The sequence below is a fragment of the Nocardiopsis sp. MT53 genome, from assembly GCF_019598965.1.
Taxonomy (GTDB): domain Bacteria; phylum Actinomycetota; class Actinomycetes; order Streptosporangiales; family Streptosporangiaceae; genus Nocardiopsis; species Nocardiopsis changdeensis.
This window is the reverse complement of record NZ_CP080599.1, coordinates 5,777,993-5,801,406: the sequence shown is the minus strand read 5'-3', so window position 1 is coordinate 5,801,406 and position 23,414 is coordinate 5,777,993. Positions and strand designations below refer to the sequence as shown.

At 75.4% G+C, this 23,414-nt stretch carries 23 protein-coding genes; 12 read left to right on the top strand and 11 right to left on the bottom strand.

Features of this window, described 5'->3' with window-relative positions:
• Positions 1 to 2: 2 nt before the first annotated feature.
• On the bottom strand, positions 3 to 1,256 hold the full coding sequence (locus K1J57_RS25865) for a cytochrome P450 (RefSeq protein ID WP_220561328.1): 1,254 nt from the start codon (positions 1,254 to 1,256) through the stop codon (positions 3 to 5).
• 283 nt (positions 1,257 to 1,539) lie between these two features.
• Between K1J57_RS25865 and K1J57_RS25860 the strand changes: the two genes are divergently transcribed.
• Positions 1,540 to 3,378 carry a serine/threonine-protein kinase gene (locus K1J57_RS25860; protein WP_220561327.1) on the top strand — a complete coding sequence of 613 codons (1,839 nt, stop codon included), beginning with the start codon at positions 1,540 to 1,542 and terminating at the stop codon, positions 3,376 to 3,378.
• Between the two features lie 7 nt (positions 3,379 to 3,385).
• Here K1J57_RS25860 and K1J57_RS25855 read toward each other — a convergent pair whose 3' ends face one another.
• On the bottom strand, positions 3,386 to 4,594 hold the full coding sequence (locus K1J57_RS25855) for an NAD(P)/FAD-dependent oxidoreductase (RefSeq protein ID WP_220561326.1): 1,209 nt from the start codon (positions 4,592 to 4,594) through the stop codon (positions 3,386 to 3,388).
• Between the two features lie 124 nt (positions 4,595 to 4,718).
• Here K1J57_RS25855 and K1J57_RS25850 point away from each other — a divergent pair, with 124 nt between their 5' ends.
• Together K1J57_RS25850 and K1J57_RS25845 are read left to right on the top strand one after the other, a co-directional pair.
• Complete coding sequence (locus tag K1J57_RS25850; protein ID WP_220561325.1) at positions 4,719 to 5,204, top strand: MarR family winged helix-turn-helix transcriptional regulator; 486 nt, start codon at positions 4,719 to 4,721, stop codon at positions 5,202 to 5,204.
• 201 nt (positions 5,205 to 5,405) lie between these two features.
• Positions 5,406 to 6,095: a hypothetical protein gene (locus tag K1J57_RS25845; RefSeq protein WP_220561324.1), complete on the top strand. Its 690-nt coding sequence runs from the start codon at positions 5,406 to 5,408 to the stop codon at positions 6,093 to 6,095.
• Between the two features lie 37 nt (positions 6,096 to 6,132).
• Here the strand turns inward: K1J57_RS25845 and K1J57_RS25840 are convergent, their stop codons facing one another.
• The 4 genes from K1J57_RS25840 to K1J57_RS25825 all read right to left on the bottom strand — a co-directional run bounded on the left by K1J57_RS25840 (position 6,133) and on the right by K1J57_RS25825 (position 9,826).
• A complete protein-coding gene (locus K1J57_RS25840) occupies positions 6,133 to 7,059 on the bottom strand; it encodes a sucrase ferredoxin (protein WP_220561323.1) in 927 nt (308 codons plus the stop codon).
• Positions 7,060 to 7,142: 83 nt separating this feature from the next.
• Positions 7,143 to 7,841, bottom strand: coding sequence for a GntR family transcriptional regulator (locus K1J57_RS25835; protein ID WP_220561322.1), 699 nt, complete (start codon positions 7,839 to 7,841; stop codon positions 7,143 to 7,145).
• A 215-nt stretch (positions 7,842 to 8,056) separates the two neighbouring features.
• On the bottom strand, positions 8,057 to 8,836 hold the full coding sequence (locus tag K1J57_RS25830) for an SDR family oxidoreductase (protein WP_220561321.1): 780 nt from the start codon (positions 8,834 to 8,836) through the stop codon (positions 8,057 to 8,059).
• 51 nt (positions 8,837 to 8,887) lie between these two features.
• A complete protein-coding gene (locus K1J57_RS25825; protein WP_220561320.1) occupies positions 8,888 to 9,826 on the bottom strand; it encodes a LysR family transcriptional regulator in 939 nt (312 codons plus the stop codon).
• A 70-nt stretch (positions 9,827 to 9,896) separates the two neighbouring features.
• Between K1J57_RS25825 and K1J57_RS25820 the strand changes: the two genes are divergently transcribed.
• From K1J57_RS25820 to K1J57_RS25795, 6 genes are all read left to right on the top strand, one after another.
• Positions 9,897 to 11,186 carry an MFS transporter gene (locus K1J57_RS25820; RefSeq protein ID WP_255646602.1) on the top strand — a complete coding sequence of 430 codons (1,290 nt, stop codon included), beginning with the start codon at positions 9,897 to 9,899 and terminating at the stop codon, positions 11,184 to 11,186.
• A gap of 33 nt (positions 11,187 to 11,219) precedes the next feature.
• The gene (locus K1J57_RS25815) at positions 11,220 to 12,170 is read left to right on the top strand and encodes a ring-cleaving dioxygenase (RefSeq protein WP_220561318.1); all 951 of its coding nucleotides are present in this window, start codon (positions 11,220 to 11,222) and stop codon (positions 12,168 to 12,170) included.
• The gene (locus K1J57_RS25810) at positions 12,167 to 12,802 is read left to right on the top strand and encodes an alpha/beta hydrolase (protein ID WP_255646601.1); all 636 of its coding nucleotides are present in this window, start codon (positions 12,167 to 12,169) and stop codon (positions 12,800 to 12,802) included. Before K1J57_RS25815 ends, K1J57_RS25810 begins: the two co-directional genes overlap by 4 nt.
• Before the next feature lie 174 nt (positions 12,803 to 12,976).
• A complete protein-coding gene (locus tag K1J57_RS25805) occupies positions 12,977 to 13,747 on the top strand; it encodes a TSUP family transporter (RefSeq protein WP_220561316.1) in 771 nt (256 codons plus the stop codon).
• 104 nt (positions 13,748 to 13,851) lie between these two features.
• Positions 13,852 to 14,772 carry an SPFH domain-containing protein gene (locus K1J57_RS25800; protein ID WP_220561315.1) on the top strand — a complete coding sequence of 307 codons (921 nt, stop codon included), beginning with the start codon at positions 13,852 to 13,854 and terminating at the stop codon, positions 14,770 to 14,772.
• Positions 14,773 to 15,024: 252 nt separating this feature from the next.
• Positions 15,025 to 15,288 carry a LapA family protein gene (locus K1J57_RS25795; RefSeq protein WP_220561314.1) on the top strand — a complete coding sequence of 88 codons (264 nt, stop codon included), beginning with the start codon at positions 15,025 to 15,027 and terminating at the stop codon, positions 15,286 to 15,288.
• Positions 15,289 to 15,344: 56 nt separating this feature from the next.
• On the opposite strand, the gene K1J57_RS25790 is transcribed toward K1J57_RS25795, so the two are convergent.
• Positions 15,345 to 16,286: an iron-siderophore ABC transporter substrate-binding protein gene (locus K1J57_RS25790; protein WP_255646599.1), complete on the bottom strand. Its 942-nt coding sequence runs from the start codon at positions 16,284 to 16,286 to the stop codon at positions 15,345 to 15,347.
• Positions 16,287 to 16,525: 239 nt separating this feature from the next.
• Between K1J57_RS25790 and K1J57_RS25785 the strand changes: the two genes are divergently transcribed.
• From K1J57_RS25785 to K1J57_RS25775, 3 genes are read left to right on the top strand one after another with little or no spacing between them, the layout of a single operon-like run.
• Positions 16,526 to 17,560, top strand: a complete 1,035-nt coding sequence (locus tag K1J57_RS25785; protein ID WP_220561312.1) for an iron ABC transporter permease — start codon at positions 16,526 to 16,528, stop codon at positions 17,558 to 17,560.
• Entirely contained in the window at positions 17,557 to 18,642 is a 1,086-nt protein-coding gene (locus K1J57_RS25780; protein WP_220561311.1) for an iron chelate uptake ABC transporter family permease subunit, read from the top strand. Before K1J57_RS25785 ends, K1J57_RS25780 begins: the two co-directional genes overlap by 4 nt.
• A 39-nt stretch (positions 18,643 to 18,681) precedes the next feature.
• Entirely contained in the window at positions 18,682 to 19,491 is an 810-nt protein-coding gene (locus K1J57_RS25775; protein WP_220561310.1) for an ABC transporter ATP-binding protein, read from the top strand.
• A gap of 89 nt (positions 19,492 to 19,580) precedes the next feature.
• On the opposite strand, the gene K1J57_RS25770 is transcribed toward K1J57_RS25775, so the two are convergent.
• The 4 genes from K1J57_RS25770 to K1J57_RS34055 are packed head-to-tail and all read right to left on the bottom strand — an operon-like array spanning position 19,581 to position 23,187.
• Positions 19,581 to 20,159: an ATP/GTP-binding protein gene (locus tag K1J57_RS25770; RefSeq protein ID WP_220561309.1), complete on the bottom strand. Its 579-nt coding sequence runs from the start codon at positions 20,157 to 20,159 to the stop codon at positions 19,581 to 19,583.
• Positions 20,160 to 20,183: 24 nt separating this feature from the next.
• On the bottom strand, positions 20,184 to 20,531 hold the full coding sequence (locus K1J57_RS25765; RefSeq protein WP_255646598.1) for a DUF742 domain-containing protein: 348 nt from the start codon (positions 20,529 to 20,531) through the stop codon (positions 20,184 to 20,186).
• A complete protein-coding gene (locus K1J57_RS25760; protein WP_255646597.1) occupies positions 20,528 to 20,944 on the bottom strand; it encodes a roadblock/LC7 domain-containing protein in 417 nt (138 codons plus the stop codon). The genes K1J57_RS25765 and K1J57_RS25760 overlap by 4 nt, the downstream gene beginning before the upstream one ends.
• Before the next feature lie 5 nt (positions 20,945 to 20,949).
• Positions 20,950 to 23,187, bottom strand: a complete 2,238-nt coding sequence (locus K1J57_RS34055; RefSeq protein ID WP_220561307.1) for an ATP-binding protein — start codon at positions 23,185 to 23,187, stop codon at positions 20,950 to 20,952.
• Between the last annotated feature and the right edge of the window lie 227 nt (positions 23,188 to 23,414).

Sequence of the window (23,414 nt, the reverse complement as noted above, 5' to 3'; positions counted from 1 at the left end):
CCTCACCCCTCTCCCGTGGTGACGGGGAAGGCGGCCAGGCCGCGCAGGGTCGTGGTGGGCCGGTGGACGGGCCGGCCGGCGGGGCGCAGCCGCGGTGCCCTGGTGGCCAGGGCGTGCAGGGCGATGCGCCCTTCCAGCCGTGCCAGCGGCGCCCCCAGGCAGTAGTGGATGCCGCCGGAGAAGGCGAGGTGGTCGGATGCGTCGGTACGGGTGATGTCGAACCGGTCGGGGTCGGCGAAGCGGTCGGGGTCGCGTCCCGCGGCCCCGATGGAGCACAGGATGTAGCTCCCCCGGCGCAGTTCGTGTCCCATTATGGACGTGTCCCGGTTCACCCAGCGGGAGGTCATCTGCACCGGCGGGTCGTAGCGCAGGACCTCCTCGACGGTGTTCCCGGCCAGGCCGGGGTCGGCGGTGAGCAGGTCCCACTGGTCGCGGTGGCGCAGCAGGGCGGCGGTGCCGTTGCCGATGAGGTTGACGGTGGTCTCGAACCCGGCGACGAGCAGCAGCCGGCACATCGCGGCCATCTCCCGGGGGGTGATCTCCCCGGCGTCGGTGGCGGCGGTCAGGGAGGAGACGACGTCCTCGCGCGGGTCGGCGCGGCGCAGCCGCATCAGGTGGTCGAACAGGGCGTCCAGGCGGTCCGAGGCGTCCTGGATGCGGCGCAGGTGGCGGGCGGAGCGGGGCCCGTCCAGGGACGACCCGATGGCCGCGCCGATCTCCACGAACGCGGCGTGGTCGTCGTCGGGCACGCCCAGCAGCCGGGTGATGACCGCGATGGGCAGCGGCTGGGCGAAGTCGGCCATGAGGTCGAAGCGCCCCTTGGCCAGGGCGCGGTCCAGCAGGTCGTGGGTGATCTTCTCGATCTCGACGGCGTACCGCTCCATCATGCGCGGCGTGAACGCGGGCCGGGCCAGGGCGCGCAGCCGGGTGTGCTCGGGAGGGTTGCGGGTGAGGAAGGAGAGGTCGATCAGGTCCACGCCGGTCGGTTCGGCCGTGGGGCCCTCCGGGCGCACGCCTAGGGAGCGGTCGCGCAGGATGCCCTGGACGAGGGCGTGGGAGGTGGCGGTGCGGAACCCGAACCGGCTGCGGACGAGGGCCCCCTGGGCTCGCAGGCGCCGGTGGGTGGGGTAGGGGTTCGCGCGCCAGGGGTGGTGCATCAGGCGGGAGGCGTGGTCCCCCCGCTGGGCGGCGGCCCAGGTCATCGCCTGGAACATGCGCAGGCGGGCGTCGGTCCGCAGGGAGTTCAGGACCTGCATGGGCGCTCCTCTCGACGCTACGACCCTAGGCGGGCCGGGTGCGGGGGCGCTGCGGCCCGGGACGAGTTGGCCGATGCAGGCCAGGGGGGAACTCCCGGGGGCGGTGGGGCGTTGTCGGCGCACCGCGGGGGGAGCGGACCGCAGGTGCGGAGCGGCGCGCCCGACGGCGCGGGGCGCCGCGGGTCCGCGGGACCCGCCGGGTTGGCTACGATCGCTGGGGTCTGGTGCACGTGTGGTGTACGAGGCGCGACCAGACTCGGCGAATGCGGAAGGACTGAGGACGTTGGGTCCCCTTGAGAGCACCGATCCCGATCGCATCGGCCGGTACCGGTTGATCGCACGCCTGGGGGCGGGCGGTATGGGCCAGGTGTTCTTGGGCCGGTCCGCGGGCGGGCGGGCCGTGGCGATCAAGCGGATCCACCCGCACATGGCGACCGACGCCGCGTTCCGGGAGCGGTTCGCCCGTGAGGTGAACGCGGCCCGCCAGGTGAGCGGCGCGTTCACGGCGCCGGTGATCGACGCGGGCCCCGAGGACGAGGTGCCGTGGCTGGTCACCTCCTACGTCCCCTCCCTGCCGCTGGACGACGCGGTGGCGGCCCACGGCCCGCTGCCCGAGCCGACGGTGCGGGTGCTGGCGGCCGGCCTGGCCGAGGCGCTGGCGGAGATCCACCGGGTGGGGCTGATCCACCGGGACCTCAAGCCCGGCAACGTGCTGCTGGCCGAGGACGGGCCGCGGGTGATCGACTTCGGGATCGCGCGGGCCACGGACGGGACGGCGGCGACGCAGTCGATCATCGGCACGCCGGGGTTCATGAGCCCGGAGCAGGTGCAGGGGGAGACGCTGACCCCCGCCAGCGACCTGTTCGCCTACGGTGCGGTGCTGGCATACGCGGCCGGGGGCACGGGCCCCTTCGGCGAGGGGGCGATGCCGACGATGGTCATGCGGATCATCAGCAGCGAGCCGGACCTGTCGCGGGTGCCGGAGTCGCTGCGGCACCTGGTGGCGGCCTGCCTGAGCAAGGACGTGCGGGGCCGCCCCACGCCGGGCGAGATCCTGGACTACCTGGGCGAGGTGCCCGCCGGGGCCGCGTGGCTGCCGCCCGCGGTGATGGCGGGTGTGCAGGAGCAGGTGGCGACGGTCAACCGGGCGCTGTCGTCGGCGGAGCCGACCGGCGCCCACGGCCGCGGCGAGGGCTCCGCGGACCCGACACGGGTGTGGGGCGCGGTGGCCGGCGGTGCCGCGGGAGCGGCGGCCGGGGCGTGGGGCGACGACGCGGCCACGCGGGTGACGCCTCCCGCGGCCCAGGACCAGGGGGCGACCTCGGTCCTGGGACAGGGACAGGGACAGGGGTACGCGCCCACGCAGCAGTACGGCGCGGGCCAGGCCCAGGGCTACGACGCGACGCAGCAGGCGCAGCCGTACGGTGCCGGGCAGGGGCACGACTCCACCCGGCGGATGCCCGCGCAGGACCAGGGGTACGGCTCGGGGGCGTCCGCTCCGAACGACCCCTACGCCGACCTGTACGGGGGGCGGCGCGGGGCGCCCGGGGCCGACGCCGAGGAGCTGCGCCGCCGCGAGTACGAGCGCCACCAGGAGCAGCTGCGCGCCCAGCAGGAGCGCCAGGAGCAGGAGCGCCGCCGCCAGGAGGAGTACGCGGCCCAGCAGCGGCGCCGCCACGAGGAGCAGGTGGAGCACCGACGCCGCCAGGAGGCGGACCGGGCCCACCGCGAGCGGGTGCGCGCCGAGCAGGAGGCGGCGCGCCGGGCGCAGGCCGAGGCCCGCGAGGCGGGGCGGCCGAGCCTGTGGAGCTTCGCCAAGCTGCTGCCGCTGCTGATCCTGCCGTTCATCCAGATCCCGCTGGGGTACGGTGCGGCGCTGGCGTGGGAGTGGTTCACCACCGAGACCGACGTGTGGAACGGCTCGGTCTTCGTGTTCGAGCCCCTGTCGATGGACGGGTTCTGGCACGCGACGATGCTGGGCTACTTCATCCTCAACAACCTGGTGTCGCTGGAGTTCCTGGTGCGGTCGCTGCGGACCTCGTTCGTGACCGGCGCGGTGCTGGCGCTGGGCGTGATGGCGGCGACCAACGGGCTGCTGTACAGCTTCGGCTTCTGGGGCTGAGCGGCGTTCACCGGACGACCCCGGCGGGCCGGACCGGCCGGTCGGGGTCGATGCGGTGGGAGAACACCTCGCGGTGCGGGTCGGTGCGGGCGACGGCCCTGAACACCAGGGGCAGGGCGAGGTCGCGCAGGAACGCGCTGACGGCGTTTCCGGCGAGTTTGGGGGAGCCCTGGCGCCGTCCCAGGGCCACGACGCGTTCGACGCGGTCGCGGCGCAGGTGCTCGTAGGTGGCCAGGGCCTGTGCGGGGTCGTCGATGTCGCGCAGGCAGGAGGCCAGGACCAGGGCGTCCTCCAGGGCCTGGGAGGCGCCCTGCCCGCTGGAGGGGGCCATGGCGTGGGCGGCGTCGCCGAGCAGGCCGACGCGGCCCCTGCTCCAGCGGGGCAGCGAGGCGATGTCGTGGATGCCCGTCGGGGTGAACGCGGCGGGGTCGGCGTGGGCGAGGGCGGCGGCGATGTAGGGGGCGTCGCCGGAGAACCGGTCCAGGACGTACCGCTGCCAGCCGCCCGCGGGCGCGGGGGTGTCGGGCCCGACGTCCGGGTGGGGCAGGTTGACGAACCACAGGGCGGTCTCCTCCCCGGTCTGGTAGCCGAGGAAGGCGCGGCGGCCGAAGACCATGCGGGTGGTGCCCGCGGGGGTGGCGGGCAGCAGGTGCGCGGGCAGGGAGCCGCCCATGTTGAGCAGGCCGGTGTAGGCGGGGCCGGGTGCGGCGGGGTCCATGGTGCGGCGGACGGGGGAGTGGATGCCGTCGGCGCCGATGAGGACGTCGCCCCGGGCGGTGCCGCCGTCGGCGAAGGAGACGGTGACGTGGTCGCCGTGGTCGGTGTGGGAGACCAGCCGCCTGCCGTAGGCGACGGGGACCCCGGCCCGCGCGGCGGCCTCGGCCAGGACGGTCTGGAGTCGGCCGCGGGTGATGGTGCGGGTGCGCAGGCGGTCGCCGTGTTCGGCGGAGCCGTCGCGGAGGCGGCCCAGGACGCGGCCGCGGCCGTTGGTGAACTCGATGGTGTCGCTGGGGAAGGCGGAGTGGGCGATGACGTCCTCGCCCGCGCCCAGGGCGTGCAGGACGGCGAGCCCGTTGGGGGCCAGGCCCAGGTGGGAGCCCAGGCCGGCGGCGGGGCCGGGGTGGGCCTCGAAGGTCCGGACGTCGATGCCGGCCCGGCGCAGGGCCAGCGCCAGTGCGGGGCCGCCGATGCCGCCGCCGCTGACGAGTACGCGCATGATGGTCTCCTGGAAGAGGCGATATTATTTCGTTCGGTCGAACGAAATATATTCGGAGGGGTCGCCGCGGTCAAGGGCGTGGTGCCCCGCGGGCGTGCGAAGAGACCGGCGGAACGGAGAAGGCATGGATCGGGACAGGGCGCTGCGCGAGGTCGAGGAGGCCGGGCGCGTGCTCTCGGCCGCGGCGGTGATGTTCCACACCGCGGTGGGCGAGCGCCTGGGCATCGGTCCCAGCGACTGGAAGATGATGGACCTGCTGGAGCGGCACGGCCCCTGTACCGCGGGCGAGCTGGTCCGCCACTCCGGGCTGGCCCCCGCCTCGGTCACCGGCGTCCTGGACCGGCTCCAGCGCCGCGGCATGATCACGCGCGGCAGGGACGAGAGCGACCGCCGCCGGGTCGTGGTCACCCTCACCGGCGTCCCGGCCGAGCGCGCCGCCGAGGTGTTCGGCCCCCTCATGCGCGAGCTCGGCGAGGTCCACGCCGGCTACGACGCCGACCAGCTCGCCCTCATCGCCGGGTACCTCACCCGGGCCGCGGCCGCCCAGACCCGCGCCACCGCCGAGGTCGCCGGGGGCGCGGAGCCGGCGGGGGAGCCCGCCGGCGGATAGGACGGCCTCCGGCGACCGGCGCCGGCCGCGAACGGCGGTGCGCTCATCGCCGCGGTCGGGGACGCGACAGCGCAGCTCCGACGCCCTGGACGGAACAGCAGGAGCGCGGACTGTCGGAGGGACCGGCCAAGGTGGCGGTGGCCGCCTCCGCCGCACCCGGGCGGGCGCCCCGCCACCGCCCCCGACACAAGGGAGACCCCCATGCCCGGCCGCCTCACCCCGGCCCGCTTCGTCGACCTCTACGACCTGGGCGCCAGACCGCACCTCCTCGCCCTCCGCACCTCCGTCGGCGACCGGCGGCGCCGGGAGTGGCTGGTCGGCGCCGGGCTCCTCGCCCCGTGCGACCCCCCGAGCCGCGGCTACGCCTTCCGCGTCACGGAGGCGGGCCTGGCCGCGCTGCGCGAGCACCTGGACCACCTGGAGGAGCGCGAGTCCCAGGGGCTGCCGTACCGCTCCGGGAACGAGTACGGCATCCAGCGCGGGGTCCTGGCCTCCCGTGCCGGATTGGACGCGGCCCTGGCGCGGCGCGCACGGGGTGAGGCCGCGCCCGTGGAGGCGGCGGGCACGGAGTGGTGGGGCGGGCAGGGGACGCCGGCGTGGGAGGGCTCGCCCCCCGGGGTGCTCCGGGCGGTGGCCGTGTTGCGGGCGGCCGGGCACGCGCCCATGGACTGGACGGCGGCGGGGGAGCCCAGGGGCTTCTACGTGGAGCCGCGCGGGCGGCTCCTGTACGTCTACCACGGCGAGGGCCGGCGCTCGCAGCGGGAGGACGGGGGGTGGTTCACCGCGGAGGTCGGCGCCTACGCGGACGCGCTGCGCGCCGCCGGGTGGCGGGTGGACGCGGACACGGGCCGGTGCGCGCACGTGCGGGTGCCCGGCTCCGGCCGGGGGTGAAGCCCGGTCCGGGCCGGGGGCGCACCGCCCCGCGCCGTCAGACGTGGGCGGGCAGGCCCTCGATCTCGGTGACGCGGTGGTGGACCGGGCGGCTGGGCTCGGCCGCCGAGCAGGTGGCCGGACAGGCCGCGCCCTCCTCGCGGGCGACGGCGACCGTGTACAGGCCGCGGTCGTGGCCCAGGGTGACGCGGACGCCGCCGGGAACCTCCTCCTCGCCCAGGTGGGTGACCTCGTCGGTGCCGACGGTGCCCAGGCGCATGCGCAGCGCCGCCTCGGCCGCCTGGACGGCGGAGGAGTCGCTGCACCGGCCGCGGAAGTTGTCGGGGACCAGCAGCCCCTTCTCCAGCGAGGTGACGGTGTGCACGGCCGAGACGGGGTCCAGGCGGCCGAAGTAGGCGCCCTGGGGCAGGGCGACCAGGTTGGCGGCGAACCGGTCGCCGCCCACGTGGGTGGTCTCCCAGACCTCGGCGTCGGTGTCGGCCAGGGCGGCGGCCACCGGGCGGCCCAGGACGGCGCAGCAGGGGTCCTTCTTGGCGTGGGTGCAGACCAGGTACAGCGTGTGGTCGACGGGGGTGCCGAAGTCCGGTGGTACGGGGCGCTCGGCGGCGGTGACGTCGATGTCCAGCAGCTCGGCCTGGTCGGTGAAGTCGACGCGCCGCACCCAGGGGGAGGTGCGGCTGACGTGGGCCAGGTAGGCGCGGCGCGGCCCGTCGGCGTCGCGCGCGGCGCCGGGGCGCTTGATGAGCTGGGGCCTGACGTCGTGGCCGGCGATCCGCGCGGCCAGGGCGGAGACGACGCCCCCGTCCAGCCCGGGGCTGGTGAAGGCGGGGTGGCGCCAGGGGCCGGGGTGCTCGATGAGCAGCCATCCGACGGTGCGTCCGGCCGTTCCGGCGATCTGCTCGCCGGTGTAGCGGGCCAGGGCCGAGCAGCCCCGGCTGCCGTCCGGGGCGGTGGGTAGGCGCACGGGTCGGTCCAATCGGGGGCGGGAGCGGGCACACGGGAGCGCGGGGTGCCCGGGACGTGCCCGGGCACCTTTGCGCGCCGAGGTTAGGTTAGCCTATCCAAGCCGTCGCCGGTGCCGGAGGGGCGCGTGTCGAGCATGGCGATCAGCGCGTCGCGGGAGGCGGCCACGTGGGCCTCGGCGCAGGCGGCCGCCGCGTCGGCCTCGCGGCGCCGGAGCAGGTCGACCAGGGCGCGGTGCTCCTCCACCGAGTCCCGGCGGTAGTGCGGGTGGCAGTGCCGGATGCGGGTGAGCTGGAACAGGTGGACCGGGGAGCGCAGGGCCTGCCAGGCGCCCGCCAGCCGGGTGTTGGCGGCGATCTCGTAGAGGAGGTCGTGGAAGCCCAGGTCCAGGCGGAGCAGCTCGACGGCGTCGGTGTCGTCGGACAGCGCCCGGTCCAGGGCGTCGACCAGGCCGGACAGCTCGGCCAGGCGGGCGTCGGTGACACGGGCGGCGGCGCGGTGGGCGGCCAGGCGCTCCAGGGCGCCGCGCACGGTGTAGACCTCGTCGACGTCGGTCGGCGTGAGCTCGATGACGCGGGCGCCGCGGTGCCATTCGCTGACGACCAGGCCGTCGCGCTCCAGCAGGGCCAGCCCCTCGCGGACGGAGCCGCGGCTGACGTCCAGGCGGGTGGCCAGGTCGACCTCGCGCAGCGGTGCGCCGGGGGGCACGGTGCCCTGGAGGATGGACTCGCGGATGCGGTCGGCCGCCTCGTGGGCGAGCCCGCGCCGCCGGGCCCTGCGCATGCGCCTCCTCGGATGACGGGATGGTCGGGTGCTGGGAAAGTGTAGGGCGCACGCAGTAGAGAGTGAGAACCGTCCGGGTCTCGGTACGGTTGCGGGCGGTGGCGCCCCGCCCCCGTTTTGTTGACATTCGGACAAGTTACGGCCGACTATGGGGCGCGCGGCCGCCGCGGTCCGGATACCGTCCTGATCCGGAACACGGCGGCCGCCCCGTGTGCTCAGGAGGGCGCGGAGAGCCCGCCGTCGCTGTGCAGCAGCTGCCCGTTGACCCACCCGCCGCGCGGCGAGCACAGGAATTCGACCAGGTCGGCGGTGTCCTCGGGGGTGCCGGTGCGGCCCAGCGGCGTGTACCCGGCCGTCTCCCGCTTCAGCTCCGGGGTCATCCACCCGGTGTCGACCGGCCCCGGGTTCACCGCGTTGGCGGACACGCCCAGGTGGGCCGGCTCCCGGGCGGCGGCGACGACGATCCGGTCCAGCGCCGCCTTGCTCGCGCCGTAGGGCAGGTTGCCGACGGTGTGGTCGCTGGTCAGCGCGACGATCCGGCCGGACCCGCGGGGCGCGGTGAAGGCGCGGGCGAAGGCGCGCACCAGCAGCCAGGAGGCGCGGGCGTTGACCGCGAAGTGCCGGTCGAAGGACTCCACACCGGTGTCCAGCAGCGAGGTGTCCACCGATTCGCAGTGGCACAGGACCAGGGCGGCGGGCGCGCCCAGTTCGGCGCCCACCCGCTCCACGACGCGGTCGGGGACCGCTGGGTCGGCGAGGTCGGCCTCCAGCGCCAGGTGGGCGGCCCCGCGTTCGGCCAGGGCGGCGCCGACCCGCTCGGCGGCGCCGGGTTCGGCGCCCCAGGGCATGCGGGCGTCGTAGGGGGCCCAGTGGGTGAAGGCGACGTCCCAGTCGGCCCCGGCCAGGCGCAGGGCGACCGCCGCCCCGATGCCGCGGGTGCGGCCCACTCCGGTGACCAGGGCCACGGGTCGTTCGGAAGAGCGCTCTCGTGTCATGGCGGCCAGCGTGGCGGCCGCCCCCGCCCCCCGGCAAGGGGTTTTCGCGGGTCAGCCGGTCAGGTCGGGGATCAGCCGCGGCCCGTGGCGGCGCACGTGGTCCAGGAACGTCGCCACGGCCGGGGGCGTGTAGCCGCCGCCGGAGCCCCCGGCCGCGTGCACCACCCCGATCGGCCGCACCGCGTCCGGGTCGGCCAGGGCCAGCTCCACCGTGCCCGGCAGGGGGCCGCGCGGGCGCGCGGGCAGCACCGACACCCCCAGCCCGGCGCCGACCAGTCCGCGGGCGGTGGCGATGTCGTCGGCCTCGAAGGCGACCTCGGGTGTCAGCGCCGCCCGGTCGGTGATCAGGTCCGTCAGGTGGCGCACCCCCCGGCCCGGCTTGAGGAGCACGAACTCCTCCGCGGCCACCTCGGCCAGGGCGATCTCGCGGTCGGCGGCCGCCAGCCGGTGGTGCTCGGGCACCACGAGGCGCAGCGCCTGGGTGTGCAGCACGGTCGAGGCCAGGCGCGGGTCGGCGGGCAGCGGCGAGGTCAGCGCCAGGTCGGCGCCGCCCTCGGCCACGCGGTGCAGGGAGTCGGCCCAGGGCTCCTGGACCAGGGTGAAGCGCACGCCGGGGTGGGCGCGGCGGAAGTCGCGCAGCAGGGCGGGCACCACCTCCACGCCCAGGGTGGGCAGGAAGGTGAGGCCGACCCGGCCCTGCCCCGCGTCGGTGATCTCGCCCACCCCGCGGGCCAGGTCCGCCAGGGCGCGTTCCACGTGCGGCAGCAGCAGGCGGCCGGTGCGGGTCAGCCGCACCCCGCGCCCGGTGCGTTCGACCAGGGTGAGCCCGGTGTCCTCCTGGAGGCGGGCGATCGCCCTGCTCAGGGTGGGCTGGGGCATGCCCAGGGATTCGGCGGCGCGGGTGACGTGCTCGGTGCGGGCCAGGGCGGCCAGCATGTGCAGGCGGGGGGCCAGCAGTCGGGTGATGCGGTCGGCGTCCTCGGGTTCCATGCGTTCCAGTATGGATCAGCGCCCGTCCATGCATTGGACGTATGGGTCGCCGGTTTCTAGCGTGGGTTCCATGGACTCCGCGCACACCGACGACGACCGCCCCCGGGCGGGGACCTCCGCCTACCGGCGCACCGTGGTGGCGATGGTGGCCGTGGCGGTGGCGACCTTCGCGCAGCTGTGGTCGGTGCAGCCGGTGCTGCCGGAGCTGGCGGAGGACCTGGGGGAGTCGGCGGCGCGGGTGTCGCTGACGGTGTCGGCGGCCACCGGCGCGCTGGCGGGGTTCGCACTGGTGTGGAGCGGGCTGGGGGACCGGTTCGGGCGCACCCGGGTGATCGCGGTGTCCCTGGCGGTGGCCACCCTGGTCGGCTGCGCTGCACCCTTCGCCGGCGACCTGTGGCTGCTCGTGGCCCTGCGGGCGGTGCAGGGGGCGGCGCTGGGCGGGGTGCCCGCGGCGGCGGTGGCCCACCTGTCCGAGGTGCTGCACCCGGCCGACGCCGCCCGGGCGATCGGTGTGTACATCGCCGGGAACCCGCTGGGCGGGATGGGCGGGCGCCTGGTCTCGGGGTGGGCGGCCGCCGCCGGGGGGTGGCAGTGGGGGGTGGCGGCCTCCACCGCGGTGGGAGTCCTGGCCTGGCTGGTGTTCGTGTGCGCGCTGCCGCGCCGGACCCGCGGCGCGCCCCGGTCCGGGGCCGGCGGGGTCGGCGGCCGCTCCCGGTGGCGGGCGGCGCTGGCCACCCCCGGGATGGCGGCGCTGTACGCGCAGGCGCTGCTGCTCATGGGCGCGTTCATGACCGTCTACAACCTGCTGGGGTTCCGGCTGACGGGCGAGCCGTTCGGGCTCTCCCAGGCGGTGGCGTCGTCCCTGTTCGTCGCCTACACCGCGGGGATGGCCGGGTCGGCCTGGTCGGGGCGGGGCGCGGGCCGGTGGGGGCCCTACCGGGTGCTGGCGGTCTCGGTCGCGGTGATGGGCGCCGCGGCGGCGGTGCTGGCGGTGCCCTGGCTTCCGGTGGTCGCGGTGGGGCTGGTGGTGTTCACGTTCGTGTTCTTCTGCGCGCACGCCACCGCCTCGGCCTGGGCGGCCCGGCGGGCCGGCGAGGGGCGGGCGCAGGCGTCCTCGGTGTACACGCTGGCCTACTACGTGGGGGCGAGCGTGCTGGGCTGGGCCGGCGGACTCTTCTACGACCGCTGGGGGTGGGGCGCGGCGCTGGTGTTCGCCGGGTTCCTGTGCGCGTCGGCGCTGGTCGCGGGGCTGGGGCTGCGGCCGGGGAAAGAGGTATTGCCCGGGGCCGGGGTGTCCTTGACCGGAACGGGGAGCGGTGCGGGGGAGCGTGGAGGGGGAAGGCCGCCCAAAGTGGTTTAAGATTCAACCACCTGGTCTCGAAAGAGGTGCCGAATGGACGTACGCCCCGCGGGGATCCACCACGTGACCGCCATCGCCACGGATCCGGCCGCCAACGCCGACTTCTACCGCAACGTTCTGGGCATGCGCCTGGTCAAGCGCACCGTCAACTTCGACGACCCCACCACCTACCACCTCTACTACGGGGACCGGGCGGGCAACCCCGGCACCGTCATGACGTTCTTCCCCTGGCCCGGGGCCCCGCGCGGGCGCCAGGGCGCCGGGCAGGCCACCGTCACCACCTTCTCCGTCCCGGAGGGGTCGCTGGGCTGGTGGGCCGGACACCTCAAAGCCCTGGACGTCGACTTCACCCGGCCCGCCGAGCGCGGCGCCGAGGACGTGCTGTCCCTGCGCGACCCCGACGGCCTGGTCATCGAGCTGGCCGCCGCCCCCGACCACCACGACACCGATCCCTGGGACGGGGGCGGCATCCCCACCGAGCACGCCGTGCGCGGCATCCGCGCGGTCACCCTCACCGAGAACCGGGTCGAGGACACCGCCGCGATGCTCACCGACCAGCTGGGCTTCCGGCTGGAGGGCGAGACCGCCGACCGGGTGCGCTTCCGCACCGCCGCGGCGGGCGAGGCGGTGGGCACCATCGTCGACGTGCTCGCGCGGCCGTCCGCCGAACGCGGGCACGTGGCCGCCGGCACCGTCCACCACGTCGCCTACCGCGCACCCGACGGCCCCGTCCAGGCCTCCTGGCGCGAGGACCTCCTCGCCCGGGGCGTGGGCGTGACCGAGGTCCGCGACCGCAACTACTTCACCTCCATCTACTTCCGCGAGCCCGGCGGGGTGCTGCTGGAGATCGCCACCGACGGACCCGGCTTCGACTACGACGAGCCCCTGCTCGAACTGGGCCGCTCCCTGCGGCTGCCGCCGTGGCTGGAGCCGGACCGCGAGGCCATCGCCGCGGCCCTGCCGCCCCTGGACGCCGACCGGTGAGCGCGGTCGCCGACTTCGTCCACGTCGTCGAACCCGCCCGCCGCCCCCAGGCGCCCACCCTGCTGCTGCTCCACGGCACCGGCGCCGACGAGCACGACCTGCTCCCGCTGGGCCGGACCCTGGCCCCGGGCGCGGCCCTGCTCTCCCCGCGCGGCAGGGTGGACGAGAACGGGATGAACCGCTGGTTCCGGCGGCTGCGCGAGGGCGTCTTCGACGTCGGGGACGTCATCGCCCGCGCCGCCGAGCTGGCCGACTGGGTGCCCGCCGCCCTGGACCACCACGGCCTGGGCGCCCCGGTGGTGGCCGTCGGCTTCTCCAACGGCGCCAACATCGCCGCCGCCCTGATGCTCCTGCACCCGGACGTGCTGGACGGCGCGGTGCTGCTGGGCGCCGGCTACCCGCTGCAGGGCCGCGACCCCGACCGGGTCGACCTGGCGGGGAGGGCGGCCTTCCTGGGCGCGGGGGCGGCCGACCCGATCAGCACCCCCGACCAGGCCCGGCTGCTGGCCGACCACCTCGCCGCCCTGGGCGCGCGGGTGGAGCTGCTGGAGCACCCCGGCGGGCACAGCGTGCCCCCGCGGGTGGTGGAGGGCGCCCGCGCCTGGTTCGAGGACCGCTACGGGCCCCACTAGACCACGGCGGCGCCCCCGGACCCGGGCGCCGCCGTCAGGCGGGGTGCGGTGCGTCTCCGGATGCCCGCACCCCGCTAGAATTCGTCGCGGACACCCCCTTTCTCCCTCTTCATCCCGCACATCCCCGCTCGAAAAGAACCCATGATCATCCCTGTGCTGCGGGGGCGGTGACCCGTGGACCCCGAGATCCTCGGCCTGCTCCTCCTGGTCGGCGTCGCCGCCGGATGGGTCGACGCCGTCGTGGGCGGCGGCGGCCTGCTGCTCCTGCCCGCCCTGCTGGTCGCCGCGCCCACCACGCCGCTGGCCACCCTGCTGGGCACCAACAAGCTCGGCGCGATCTTCGGCACCGCCTCGGCCGCCGTCGCCTACGCCCGCAAGGTGCCCGTGGACCGCGCCGTCGTGCTGCCCACCGCGACCCTGGCCCTGCTGGGCGCGGGCGGCGGGGCGGCCCTGGCCGCCGCCCTGACCACCGACGTCCTCAAGCCCGTCATCATGGTCGTCCTGGCCGGGGTGGCGCTGCTGGTGTACCTGCGGCCCGCCATGGGCGCCGCCGAGGTCCCGGGCCTGCGCACCCGCAACCGGCTGCTGGCCGCCATCGCCCTGGCCGGGCTGGGGGTGGGCTTCTACGACGGGCTCATCGGGCCGGGCACCGGCGTGTTCCTCATCATCTCCCTGACCGCCGTGCTGGGCATGGACTTCGTGTCCGCCTCCGCCGCCGCCAAGATCGTCAACGTCTGCACCAACCTCGGCGCCCTCACCGTGTTCGCGATCGGCGGCCACGTCGACTGGCTGCTGGGCCTGGGGCTGGCGGTGTCCACCGTCATCGGCGCCCAGATCGGCGCCCGCATGGCGCTGCAGCGCGGCTCGGGGTTCGTCCGCGCGGTCCTGCTGGTGGTCATCGCCGGACTGCTCCTGCGCATGGGCTGGGACATCTTCGCGTCGTGAGGCCCCGATCCCGGTGACCTGTGCAGGTCACCGGGATCCGCGGGCGCTCCGCGACCGTCCGAGAGGTGAGGACGGATTCCCCCTCTGAGACGAATGGTGCGCCCATGCCCCCTCGCACGACCAGCCGCACGCAGCCCCGCCGCACCCGCGGGTGGAGGACCGGCACCCTCGCCGCCCTCACCGCGGCCGCGGCCGCCCTCGCCCTGACCGCCTGCTCGGCCAACGCCGGACCCGACAGCGCGGGCCTGGAGTACGACGCGGGCGCCTTCTCCTCCACCACCTTCGACAGCTGCATCGACCCCGGCAACCGCGAGTACCACGGCCCGGGCGACGAGACCTACCTCTACCCCGCGGGGCAGCGCACCTTCGAGTTCTCCGGCTCCGACGCCGCCGAGATGGCCTCCTCCACGGTGGTGTCCAAGGACGACCTCGAACTCACCGTCACCGGGCTGGTGACCTTCAGCCTCAACATCGAGTGCGACCAGCTCCAGGAGTTCCACGAGCGGCTGGGCCTGAAGTACACCGCCTACGAGGACGCCGGCTGGATCGACCTGCTGCGCGACTACATCGGCCAGCCCCTCAACCGGGCCCTGGACGACGCCACCAAGGAGTACGCCTGGCGCGACCTGTACACCAGCGCCGACGCCAAGGCCGAGTGGGAGCAGAAGGTCGGCGACCTGACCGCGGCCTACATCGACGAGCAGGGCGGCGGCGAGTTCTTCTGCTCGCCCGTCTACACCGGCGAGGAGGAGTGCGGCACCCCGCAGCTGACCATCCAGCAGCCCACCCCGCCCGAGGAGGTCCGCAACGCGCTGACCCTGGCCCAGGAGGCGGTGGAGATGACCACCGCCCAGGAGCAGGAGAACGAGCGGGTGGACAAGGAGCTGGAGGCGATCGAGGCGCTGGTGGAGGTGCTCGGCCCAGACGGCTACATCCTCTACCAGGCCCTCAAGGACGGGAAGGTCGACTTCCTGCCTATCCCCTACGGCAGCGGCGTCAACGTCGCCCCGCGCGGCGGCAACTGAGCCCCGCGGCCCGGTCGGGGCGGGCGCCCGCCCCGACCGGGCCGCCGCGCGCCCGCCGGGGGCACGCAGGGTAAAGAACTGCTCACCTTCCGCGGGGTTTGTTCGCGCCCGCCGCCGGTGACGTGGCAGGAGAGGCCCCGCGCGGGTCCGGCCGTCCACGCCCGGCGGGCCCCCGGCGGGCCCCGGCGGCCGGGAGCCGGGCGGGGCCGGGCTCAGACGCGGCCGGGCCGGCCGCGGACGAAGGGGGACGCCATGACCGATCCGACGACGGTGGAGAACGGACGGGGGCCGCTGGCCTCGCCGAAGCTGTGGGTGGCCCTGGTCCTGCTGGTCGGGGTCGTGGTGTTCATCGTGCAGAACCGGGAGCCCACCGAGATCAGGCTGCTGCTCGTCTCCGTGACCTCCCCGCTGTGGGTGACCCTGACGGCGGCCGTGGTGGTGGGCGGGCTCATCGGCTGGCTGCTGCGCCCCTCGGGGAGCACCCGCACCGGCCGGGCCGCCCGCAGGGGCCGCTGACGGCGCCGGACGCCGGCGCGGCGGGCCCCGGGGAGGTCCCCGGGGCCCGCGGGCGCCTACAGGGCGGGCTCGGTCCGGCCGGTGAGCGCCGCGGTGGCCTCCTCGACGATGCGGTGGGCGGCGTGCAGGTTGGAGGCGCCCCACACGTCGTAGTCGAACCGGTACACCCGTCCGCCGCGCACCGCCTCCAGGCCGGCCCACACCCCGTCGGAGAACGTGTCGGGGGCGTCGGGGAACCCGGACCCGGCCAGCACGAAGACCACATCGCCGTCGCCCCGGTCCAGGTTCTCGTACGACAGCGGGACGAAGTCGGTCCCGCCCTCGGGCTCGGCCTGCCCCTCGGGCCGGGCCAGCCCCAGGTCGCCGATGACCTGGCCGGGGAAGGACGCGGCGGTCTCCAGGCGGACCTCCGTGTCGCTCTGCAGCCGGACCAGGGACACCTCGGTGGCCGGGTCCACCCCCGCCTCCCCGATCGCGTCCCGGGCCTCCTCCACCGCCGCGTCGTAGGCGGCGTCGGCCCGCTCGGCCTCGGCCTCCCGGCCCAGGACGGCGGCCACGTCGTGCAGGTGGGTGCGCCAGGACCCGGTGCCCTCCCACTCCAGCAGGACGGTGGGCGCGATCGCCGACAGCTCCTCCTCGATCGCGTCCTGCGCGCCGACCTGTGTGGACACCCCGATGATGAGGTCGGGTCCGGCCAGGGCCAGCGCCTCCAGGTTGACATCGTCCTCGGCGGGGGAGTTGGTGACCAGGTTCATCATGTCGCCCTCGACGTCCTCGGGCAGGAAGGGGGCCAGACCCTGTCCGGGGGCGCCGGGGGTGCCCATGGCGGCCACCGGGTGGTGGCCCAGCAGGGTCACGGCGGCCAGTGTCGGACGCCACAGGACGGCGATCCGCTGCGGGTCCGCGGGCACCTCGACGGTCCCGTTGGCGCCCTCCACCGTCCGGGTCCCGGCCCCCTCGGAGGCCGGAGCGGGCCCGGCGCCGGAGCAACCGGTCACCCCCAGGACGAGGACCAGCGCCGATGCCGCTAGGGTGACCGTTGTTCCGGACGGGCGCGCCGGGGGTGTCCGGCGGCCGGGACGGAGGCTGCGGGAGAAGTACATGGGGGGACCCTTCCGTGCGAGGACGACCCAGGTAAGGCTAACCTGTCCTGGTCGATCCGCGGTGGTGGGAACGGTCCACGCCGGGACGCCCCCGGACGACGCCCACGATCACCTACACGACGAACGGGGAAGCCGTGGCCCTGCGCGCGCCCACCCTCGCACCCCCCACCCCGACCCGGCGCATCGTCCGGCCCGTCGGCCTGCTCGCGGCCCTGGGAGCCCTGGCGGTGTGCGTCCTGCTCAGCATCACCGTCGGCGCCAAGCCCATCCCGGTCGCCGACGTCTGGGCCGCGCTGACCGCCTACGACGGGACCTACGACCACAACGTCATCCGCACCCTGCGCGTACCGCGCACCGTCATCGGCGTGTTCGTGGGGGCGGCACTGGGCCTGGCCGGGGCGCTCATGCAGGCGCTCACCCGCAACCCCCTGGCCGAGCCGGGCATCCTGGGGGTCAACTCCGGTGCCGCCGCCGCGGTGGTGGTCGCGGTGTTCGCGTTCGGGGCCGCCGGGTCGGCGCTGATCTGGCCCGCCTTCCTGGGCGCCGCACTGGCCTCGGTCGCCGTCTACATGCTGGGGTCGCGCGGGCCGGCCAGCGCCACCCCGGTGCGGCTGGCGCTGGCGGGCACCGCCGTGGCCGCGGTCCTGCAGGGCCTGATCTTCGGCGTGATCGTCCTCAACGACTTCGTGTTCGACCGCATCCGGTTCTGGCAGGTGGGCTCCCTGGTCGGCCGCGACCTGGAGATCTTCTGGCAGGTCGCCCCGTTCCTCATCGGGGGTGTGGTGCTGACCCTGCTGCTGGGCCCCTCCCTCAACGCCGTGGCCCTGGGCGACGACCTGGCGGCCTCCCTGGGCGCGCGCATCCCGACGATCCGCACCCTGACCGCGATCGCCGTGATCCTGCTGTGCGGATCGGCGACCGCCTCGGCCGGGCCCATCTGGTTCGTGGGGCTGATCATCCCGCACGTGGCCCGCATGGTCACCGGCCCCGACCAGCGGTGGCTGCTGCCCTACTCGGCGGTGTTCGGCGCGATCCTGCTCACCGCCGCCGACACCCTGGGCCGGGTCGTCGTCCCCGGCGCCGAGCTGGAGGTCGGCATCATCACCGCGTTCGTCGGAGCCCCCCTGTTCATCGCCCTGGTCCGCAGCAGAAAGATGGCAGCCCTGTGAGCACCCTGACCCCGCCGCGCCCCCGCACCGGGGGCCGGCTCACCCCGCGCGGCTCCTTCGCCCTGCGCTTCGGCGACCGCGTCTCGCTCCTGGTGCGCCCGCGCACGCTCGTCGTGGCGCTGGTCCTGGTCGCGGCCGCCGCGGCCGCCCTGGTCGTTTCGGTGTCGGTGGGCGACTACGAGATCCCCATCGCGGCGGTGCCCGCCGCCATCGCCGGCGTCGGCGAGCGCCTGGACGTGTTCTTCGTCCAGGGCGTGCGCCTGCCCCGGGCGCTGACCGCCTTGGGGGTGGGCGCCGCCCTGGGCCTGGCGGGTGCGGTCTTCCAGAGCCTGTCCCGCAACGCCCTGGGCAGCCCCGACATCATCGGGTTCACCAGCGGCGCCGCCACCGGCGCCGTCGCGGTGATCCTGCTGGTGGGCGGCGGCCGGATCATGGTGTCCGCGGGGGCCGTCGCCGGCGGCCTGCTCACGGCCGCCGTCGTGTACCTGCTGGCCATGAGGAACGGCGTCCAGGGATACCGGCTGGTGCTGGTCGGCATCGGCATCTCGGCGATGCTGACCGCGGTCCGCGACTACCTGCTGACCCGCGCCGAGCTCACCGACGCCATGAGCGCCCAGATCTGGATGATCGGCAGCCTCAACGCCCGCGGCTGGAGCGAGGTGATCGCCGTGTGGGCGAGCCTGGCGCTGCTGGGCCCGGTCCTGGTCTACCTCGGCGGCCGGCTGAGGTTCATGGAGCTGGGCGACGACACCGCGCGCGCCCTGGGCGTGAACACCCAGGCCACGCAGATGGCGGCGCTGGCCGCCGCCAGCGCGCTGACCGGCGCGGCGATCGCCGTCTCGGGCCCCATCGGGTTCGTGGCCCTGGCCGCCCCGCAGCTGGCCCGCCGCCTCACCCGCACCGGCGGGACCACCTTCGTCGGCGCGGCACTCATGGGCGCCGCCCTGCTGGCGGTGGCCGACCTGGTGGCGCTGCGCGCCCTGGCCCCCACGCAGCTGCCGGTCGGCGTGGTCACCGCGGTCATCGGCGGCGGCTACCTGATCTGGCTCCTGTACACCGAGTGGCGGCGCGGCCGCGCCTGAGCCCGCCCGACCCGCGCACCCATCCCCACGAGGAAGAACATGACCGTCCACCACATCGACCGCCTCAGCGGCCAGGAGCTGACGCTCGCCTACGACCAGCGCGTCATCTCCCGGGACCTCGCCGTCACCATCCCCGACAACTCGTTCACCGTCATCGTGGGGCCCAACGCCTGCGGCAAGTCCACGCTGCTGCGCGCGCTGTCGCGCACCCTCAAGCCCGCCCAGGGGCGGGTGCTGCTGGACGGGCAGGCGATCTCGTCCTACCCGGCCAAGGAGGTGGCGCGGCGCCTGGGGCTGCTTCCGCAGACCTCCATCGCCCCCGACGGGATCGGCGTGGCCGACCTGGTGGCCCGCGGCCGCTTCCCCCACCAGGGGTTCCTGCGCCAGTGGTCCAAGGACGACGAGAGGGTGGTGGCGGAGGCGATGGAGTCCACCGGCGTCGCCGAGCTGGCCGACCGGTCGGTGGACGAGCTGTCGGGCGGGCAGCGCCAGCGGGTGTGGCTGGCGATGGTGCTGGCCCAGCAGACGCCGCTGCTGCTGCTGGACGAGCCCACCACCTACCTCGACATCGCCCACCAGATGGACATGCTGGACCTGTGCGCGCGGCTGCACGACCAGGGCGGGCACACCCTGGTGGCGGTCCTGCACGACCTCAACCACGCCTGCCGGTACGCCTCCCACCTGATCGTGATGAAGGACGGGGAGATCGTCGCCGAGGGGGAGCCCTCCCGGATCGTGACCGCCGAGCTGGTGGAGCACGTGTTCGGGCTGCCCGTGCGGATCATCCCCGACCCCGAGACGCACACCCCGCTGATCGTGCCGGTGGACCGGCGCCGCAACGGCGGCTGACCCCGCGCGGCACGGCGGGCGGGGGCGCCGCAGCGCTCCCGCCCGCCCCTCCGGGCCGCCCGGGGCCGGGCCCCGCGGGCCCACGCGGGTCAGGCGCCCGACAGCTCCAGGCGCAGCACCAGCTCGACCAGCTCCACCACCACCTCCTTGACGGAGGAGCGGTCGCGGGCGTCGCAGAGCATGACCGGAACCGGGTCGGCCACGTCCAGTGCCACGCGCACGTCCTCGGCGCGGTGCGAGCGCTGTCCGTCGAAGCAGTTCACCGCCACCACGAACGGGACCCTCCGCGCCTCGAAGAAGTCGATGACGTCGAAGCAGTCCGTGAGGCGGCGGGTGTCGGCGAGCACCACCGCGCCCAGCGCCCCCTCCACCAGTTCCTCCCACATGTGCGAGAAGCGCCGCTGCCCCGGTGTACCGAACAGGTACACCACGGTGGCGGGGTCCAGGGTGATGCGGCCGAAGTCGAGGGCGACCGTCGTGGTGGTCTTGGCCTCCACCCCCTCCAGGTCGTCCACGCCGGTCCCGGCGACGGTCATCTCCTCCTCGGTGTGCAGCGCCTCGACCTCGCTCAGCGCCGACACCAGCGTGGTCTTGCCCGCGCCGAAACCGCCGGCCACCACGATCTTGAGCGTGTCGGGCGCCTGCCCGAACACTCCCGGTGCGTCCATCGTCGTCGTTCCGTTCAATGCGCCTCAGAGTTCCTTGATGCGCGCCAGTACCGCGCGCAGTGTCGCCTCGTCGGGCCGGTCCCGCCCCCGTGCGGGGGAGCGGGCCAGCACGTATCCCCGGTCCACCAGGTCCGCCAGCAGCACCCGGACCACGCCCAGCGGCAGCCCCGACCGGGAGGCGACCTCGGCCACCGTCGCCGGCCGGCCGCACAGGGCGTGGATCCGCCGGCACTCCGGATCGTCCTCGACCACCTCGGACACCGCCACCACGGAGGTGGTCAGGGTCAGGTCCGACCGGGAGGGGCGGGTCCGGCCCCCGGTCAGCGCGTAGGGGCGGATCAGGTCCGGCCCCTCGCCGTGGTCGGGGATCACCCGCGTCCGCCCCGGCGCGGGAGCGCGGCCAGGTGGGGGCCGACCCGGCGTACCAGCCGGTTGATCTCGAAGGCGGCCTGGCCCATGTCGCAGTCGGTCCCGGCGGCCAGCGCCAGGGAGGCGCCCTGCCCCGCGTCGACCACGAAGAAGAACACGGTGTCCAGTTCGACCACGGTCTGGTGCACCTTGGACGCTCCCAGGGGTGCGCGGGCGCCCCTGGCCAGGGACGCGAACCCCGAGGCGATGGCGGCCAGGCGCTCGCCGTGTTCGCGGTCGATGCCGGGGGAGGCCGCCAGCGGCAGCCCGTCGGCCGACAGCAGCAGTGCGCTGCGCGAATGCGCGATCCTCTCGACCAGGTCGGCCAGCAGCCAGTCCAGGGTGCCGGTCCCGTTCTCCTCGGCTTGGGCGGACATCATCCTCATCCTTCCTCGGTGTCGCCGTCCGGTCCGGCGGCGCGGGCGCGCCGGGTTCCGGCCTGGAAGGCGCTCATCAGCGAACGGACCCGCTCGGGGGAGCGGTCGTCGTCATCGGTGGTGGTCACGGGTTCGGGTGCCGGGTCGACGGCGCGCCGCCGGCGGCGGGGGAGCCCCATGTAGTGGTCGGCGTCGGTGCCCCCGTGCGGGCCGTCCCCGTTCGCCGGGGCCGCGGGGGACACGTGCACCGTTTTCTCGGACACAGTGCTCTCGGACACCGTGCCGCCGGGCACCGTGTCCTCCGGCGACGGGGGAGCGGTGACGGCGGCGGGCGGTGGGGGAGCGGGAGCGGGGCCGGGCTCGACCAGGGCGTCGGCGGGCACGTGCACGGTCGCGCGCACGCCGCTGCCGCCCGGTGCGGCGGACAGCTCCACCCGCAGCCCGTGGCGGGCGGCCAGGGTGGCGACCACGAACAGGCCCAGCGGCGAGTCCTCCACCAGCCCGGCGACGTCGAACCGGGGCGGGTCCGCCAGCAGGGCGTTGTACTCCTCCAGGGCGGCCTCCCCCATGCCCAGCCCCCGGTCGGTCACCTCGATGCGGCAGCCGTCGCCCAGGGCCGCGCCGACCTCGACCTCGGTGTCGGGCGGGGAGAACGCCGTGGCGTTCTCCAGCAGCTCGGCCAGCAGCCGCGCGGTGTCGGCGGCGGTGTCGCCGCGCAGCGCCACCGGGGGCAGGCCGCGCGGCTGGACGCGGGTGTAGTCCTCGATCTCCCCGGCGGCGGCCCGCACCACCTCGTGCAGCCGCATCGGGGCGCGGGGGCGCCGGGTGGGGGCGCCGCCGCTGAGCAGCATGAGGTTCTCGGCGTTGCGGCGCAGCCGGGCGCTGAAGTGGTCGACGCGGAACAGGGCCGCCAGGGCGTCGGGGTCGGTCTCGTCGCGTTCCAGCCGGTCCAGGACGGCCAGCTGGCGGTGGACCAGCGACTGGGTGCGGCGGGCGATGGTGCCGAACATGGCGCTCACCCCGGCCCGCAGCCGCGCCTCCTGGACGGCGGCGGCCACGGCGGCGCGGCGGGCGTCGTCGAAGGCGTCGGCGACGTCGGTGATCTCGTCGCCCCGGGTGCGCGGCACCGGGGCGGGCTCGGGTCCGACCTCCTCCCCGGCGCGCAGGCGGGCGGTGAGGCGGGGCAGGTGGACGCGGGCGTACTCCAGGGTGGTGGTGCGCAGGCGGTGCAGGCGGCGGCCCATGCGGACGGCGCCGGTGATCGCGACGGCCGCCGAGGCCAGGGCGACGGCCAGGATCGGGAGGCTGGTCAGCAGGGCGGTGCGGGCGAGGTCGGCGGAGCGGGCGTCGCCGTAGTCGGCCAGCAGGCGGAGCTGGCCGCGTTCGACGGAGCGCATGCGCTGGTCGGAGGCCTCGGCGGCGCCCTGCCAGGCGGAGGCGTTGACCGGCGGGCGGGTGTGCTGGGGTGCGGCGATGACCTCGTTCTGCAGGTCGCGCACGCGCCGGAGGGAGTCGTAGGTCTCCAGGAGCCGGTAGGTGCGGGCGTCCTCGGGGGCGAGTTCGGCGCCGATGCGGTCCCAGGTGTGGCGCTGGGCGCCGGCGGCCGCGACGAACTCGGTGTGGGCGCCGGGGGTGAAGGTGTCGGTGGCCACGGCGTGGGTGAACACGGTGTTCTGGCGGGCCAGCAGTTCGCGGGCGCGCATCAGGGAGGTCAGGGAGCGCAGGCGGGGGATCTGCGCGGGTTCGGCGTGCTCGACGCGGGAGTCCCAGAAGCGCAGGCCCTGCTCGACCAGGTCGTGGTAGGCGGCGGCGGTCTGCACGAGTTCGCGGCGGTAGGGCGGCAGCGCGTCGACGATGGCGCGGTGGTGGGCCAGTCCCCCCAGGTCCCGTTGCAGGTGCAGGGCCTGGACGGGCAGCACGTCGGTGTCGAAGCCGCCCAGGACCCCGGCCAGTTCGTCGACGGCGGCGTCGGTGGCGGCGCGGGAGTCCTCCAGGGCCAGCAGGCTGCTCTGGGCGCCGTTCGCGGAGGCGGCGGTGGCCAGGCGTTCGTCCTGGAGGGCGCCGATCACCGCCGAGACGGCGGTGCCCGCCTCGCGGGTGAGGGCGGTCTCGGTGCGCAGCGCGCGGATGTCGCCCACGAGCAGGGCGGTGAAGAGCGACCACACCAGGAGGAGGACGGTGCTGGGCAGGAGCACCAGGGTGATCATGCGGGCGCGGAGCGACCGGCGCTTCGTGGGGGGCATGGGCTCGCTTCCGGGCCGGTGTCGGGGGGTAGGGGGTACCGGATCCACCCGAGTGAAGCCGGTCACCAGGGGAGAGTGCAAGGGGCGGGTGGGGCGCCCGGGGGCGGGGAGGGGCGTCGTGCCTGGTCAGGGGCAGGGGCTCAGGTTGGTAACGGAGCAGTGGGAACGCTGTGCTCCCCTGAAGAATCTACGTCGTAAAGGCGGGGGTTCTTTTGACCAAAGGCCCA

Excerpts from the sequence above, each read along its gene's own strand:
- K1J57_RS25865 (WP_220561328.1), bottom strand. The coding sequence starts at position 1,256 with ATGCAGGTCCTGAACTCCCTGCGGACCGACGCCCGCCTGCGCATGTTC.
- K1J57_RS25855 (WP_220561326.1), bottom strand. The coding sequence starts at position 4,594 with ATGCGCGTACTCGTCAGCGGCGGCGGCATCGGCGGCCCCGCACTGGCG.
- K1J57_RS25850 (WP_220561325.1), top strand. The coding sequence starts at position 4,719 with ATGGATCGGGACAGGGCGCTGCGCGAGGTCGAGGAGGCCGGGCGCGTG.
- K1J57_RS25845 (WP_220561324.1), top strand. The coding sequence starts at position 5,406 with ATGCCCGGCCGCCTCACCCCGGCCCGCTTCGTCGACCTCTACGACCTG.
- K1J57_RS25835 (WP_220561322.1), bottom strand. The coding sequence starts at position 7,841 with ATGCGCAGGGCCCGGCGGCGCGGGCTCGCCCACGAGGCGGCCGACCGC.
- K1J57_RS25830 (WP_220561321.1), bottom strand. The coding sequence starts at position 8,836 with ATGACACGAGAGCGCTCTTCCGAACGACCCGTGGCCCTGGTCACCGGA.
- K1J57_RS25825 (WP_220561320.1), bottom strand. The coding sequence starts at position 9,826 with ATGGAACCCGAGGACGCCGACCGCATCACCCGACTGCTGGCCCCCCGC.
- K1J57_RS25820 (WP_255646602.1), top strand. The coding sequence starts at position 9,897 with ATGGACTCCGCGCACACCGACGACGACCGCCCCCGGGCGGGGACCTCC.
- K1J57_RS25815 (WP_220561318.1), top strand. The coding sequence starts at position 11,220 with ATGGACGTACGCCCCGCGGGGATCCACCACGTGACCGCCATCGCCACG.
- K1J57_RS25800 (WP_220561315.1), top strand. The coding sequence starts at position 13,852 with ATGCCCCCTCGCACGACCAGCCGCACGCAGCCCCGCCGCACCCGCGGG.
- K1J57_RS25795 (WP_220561314.1), top strand. The coding sequence starts at position 15,025 with ATGACCGATCCGACGACGGTGGAGAACGGACGGGGGCCGCTGGCCTCG.
- K1J57_RS25775 (WP_220561310.1), top strand. The coding sequence starts at position 18,682 with ATGACCGTCCACCACATCGACCGCCTCAGCGGCCAGGAGCTGACGCTC.
- K1J57_RS25770 (WP_220561309.1), bottom strand. The coding sequence starts at position 20,159 with ATGGACGCACCGGGAGTGTTCGGGCAGGCGCCCGACACGCTCAAGATC.
- K1J57_RS25760 (WP_255646597.1), bottom strand. The coding sequence starts at position 20,944 with ATGTCCGCCCAAGCCGAGGAGAACGGGACCGGCACCCTGGACTGGCTG.
- K1J57_RS34055 (WP_220561307.1), bottom strand. The coding sequence starts at position 23,187 with ATGCCCCCCACGAAGCGCCGGTCGCTCCGCGCCCGCATGATCACCCTG.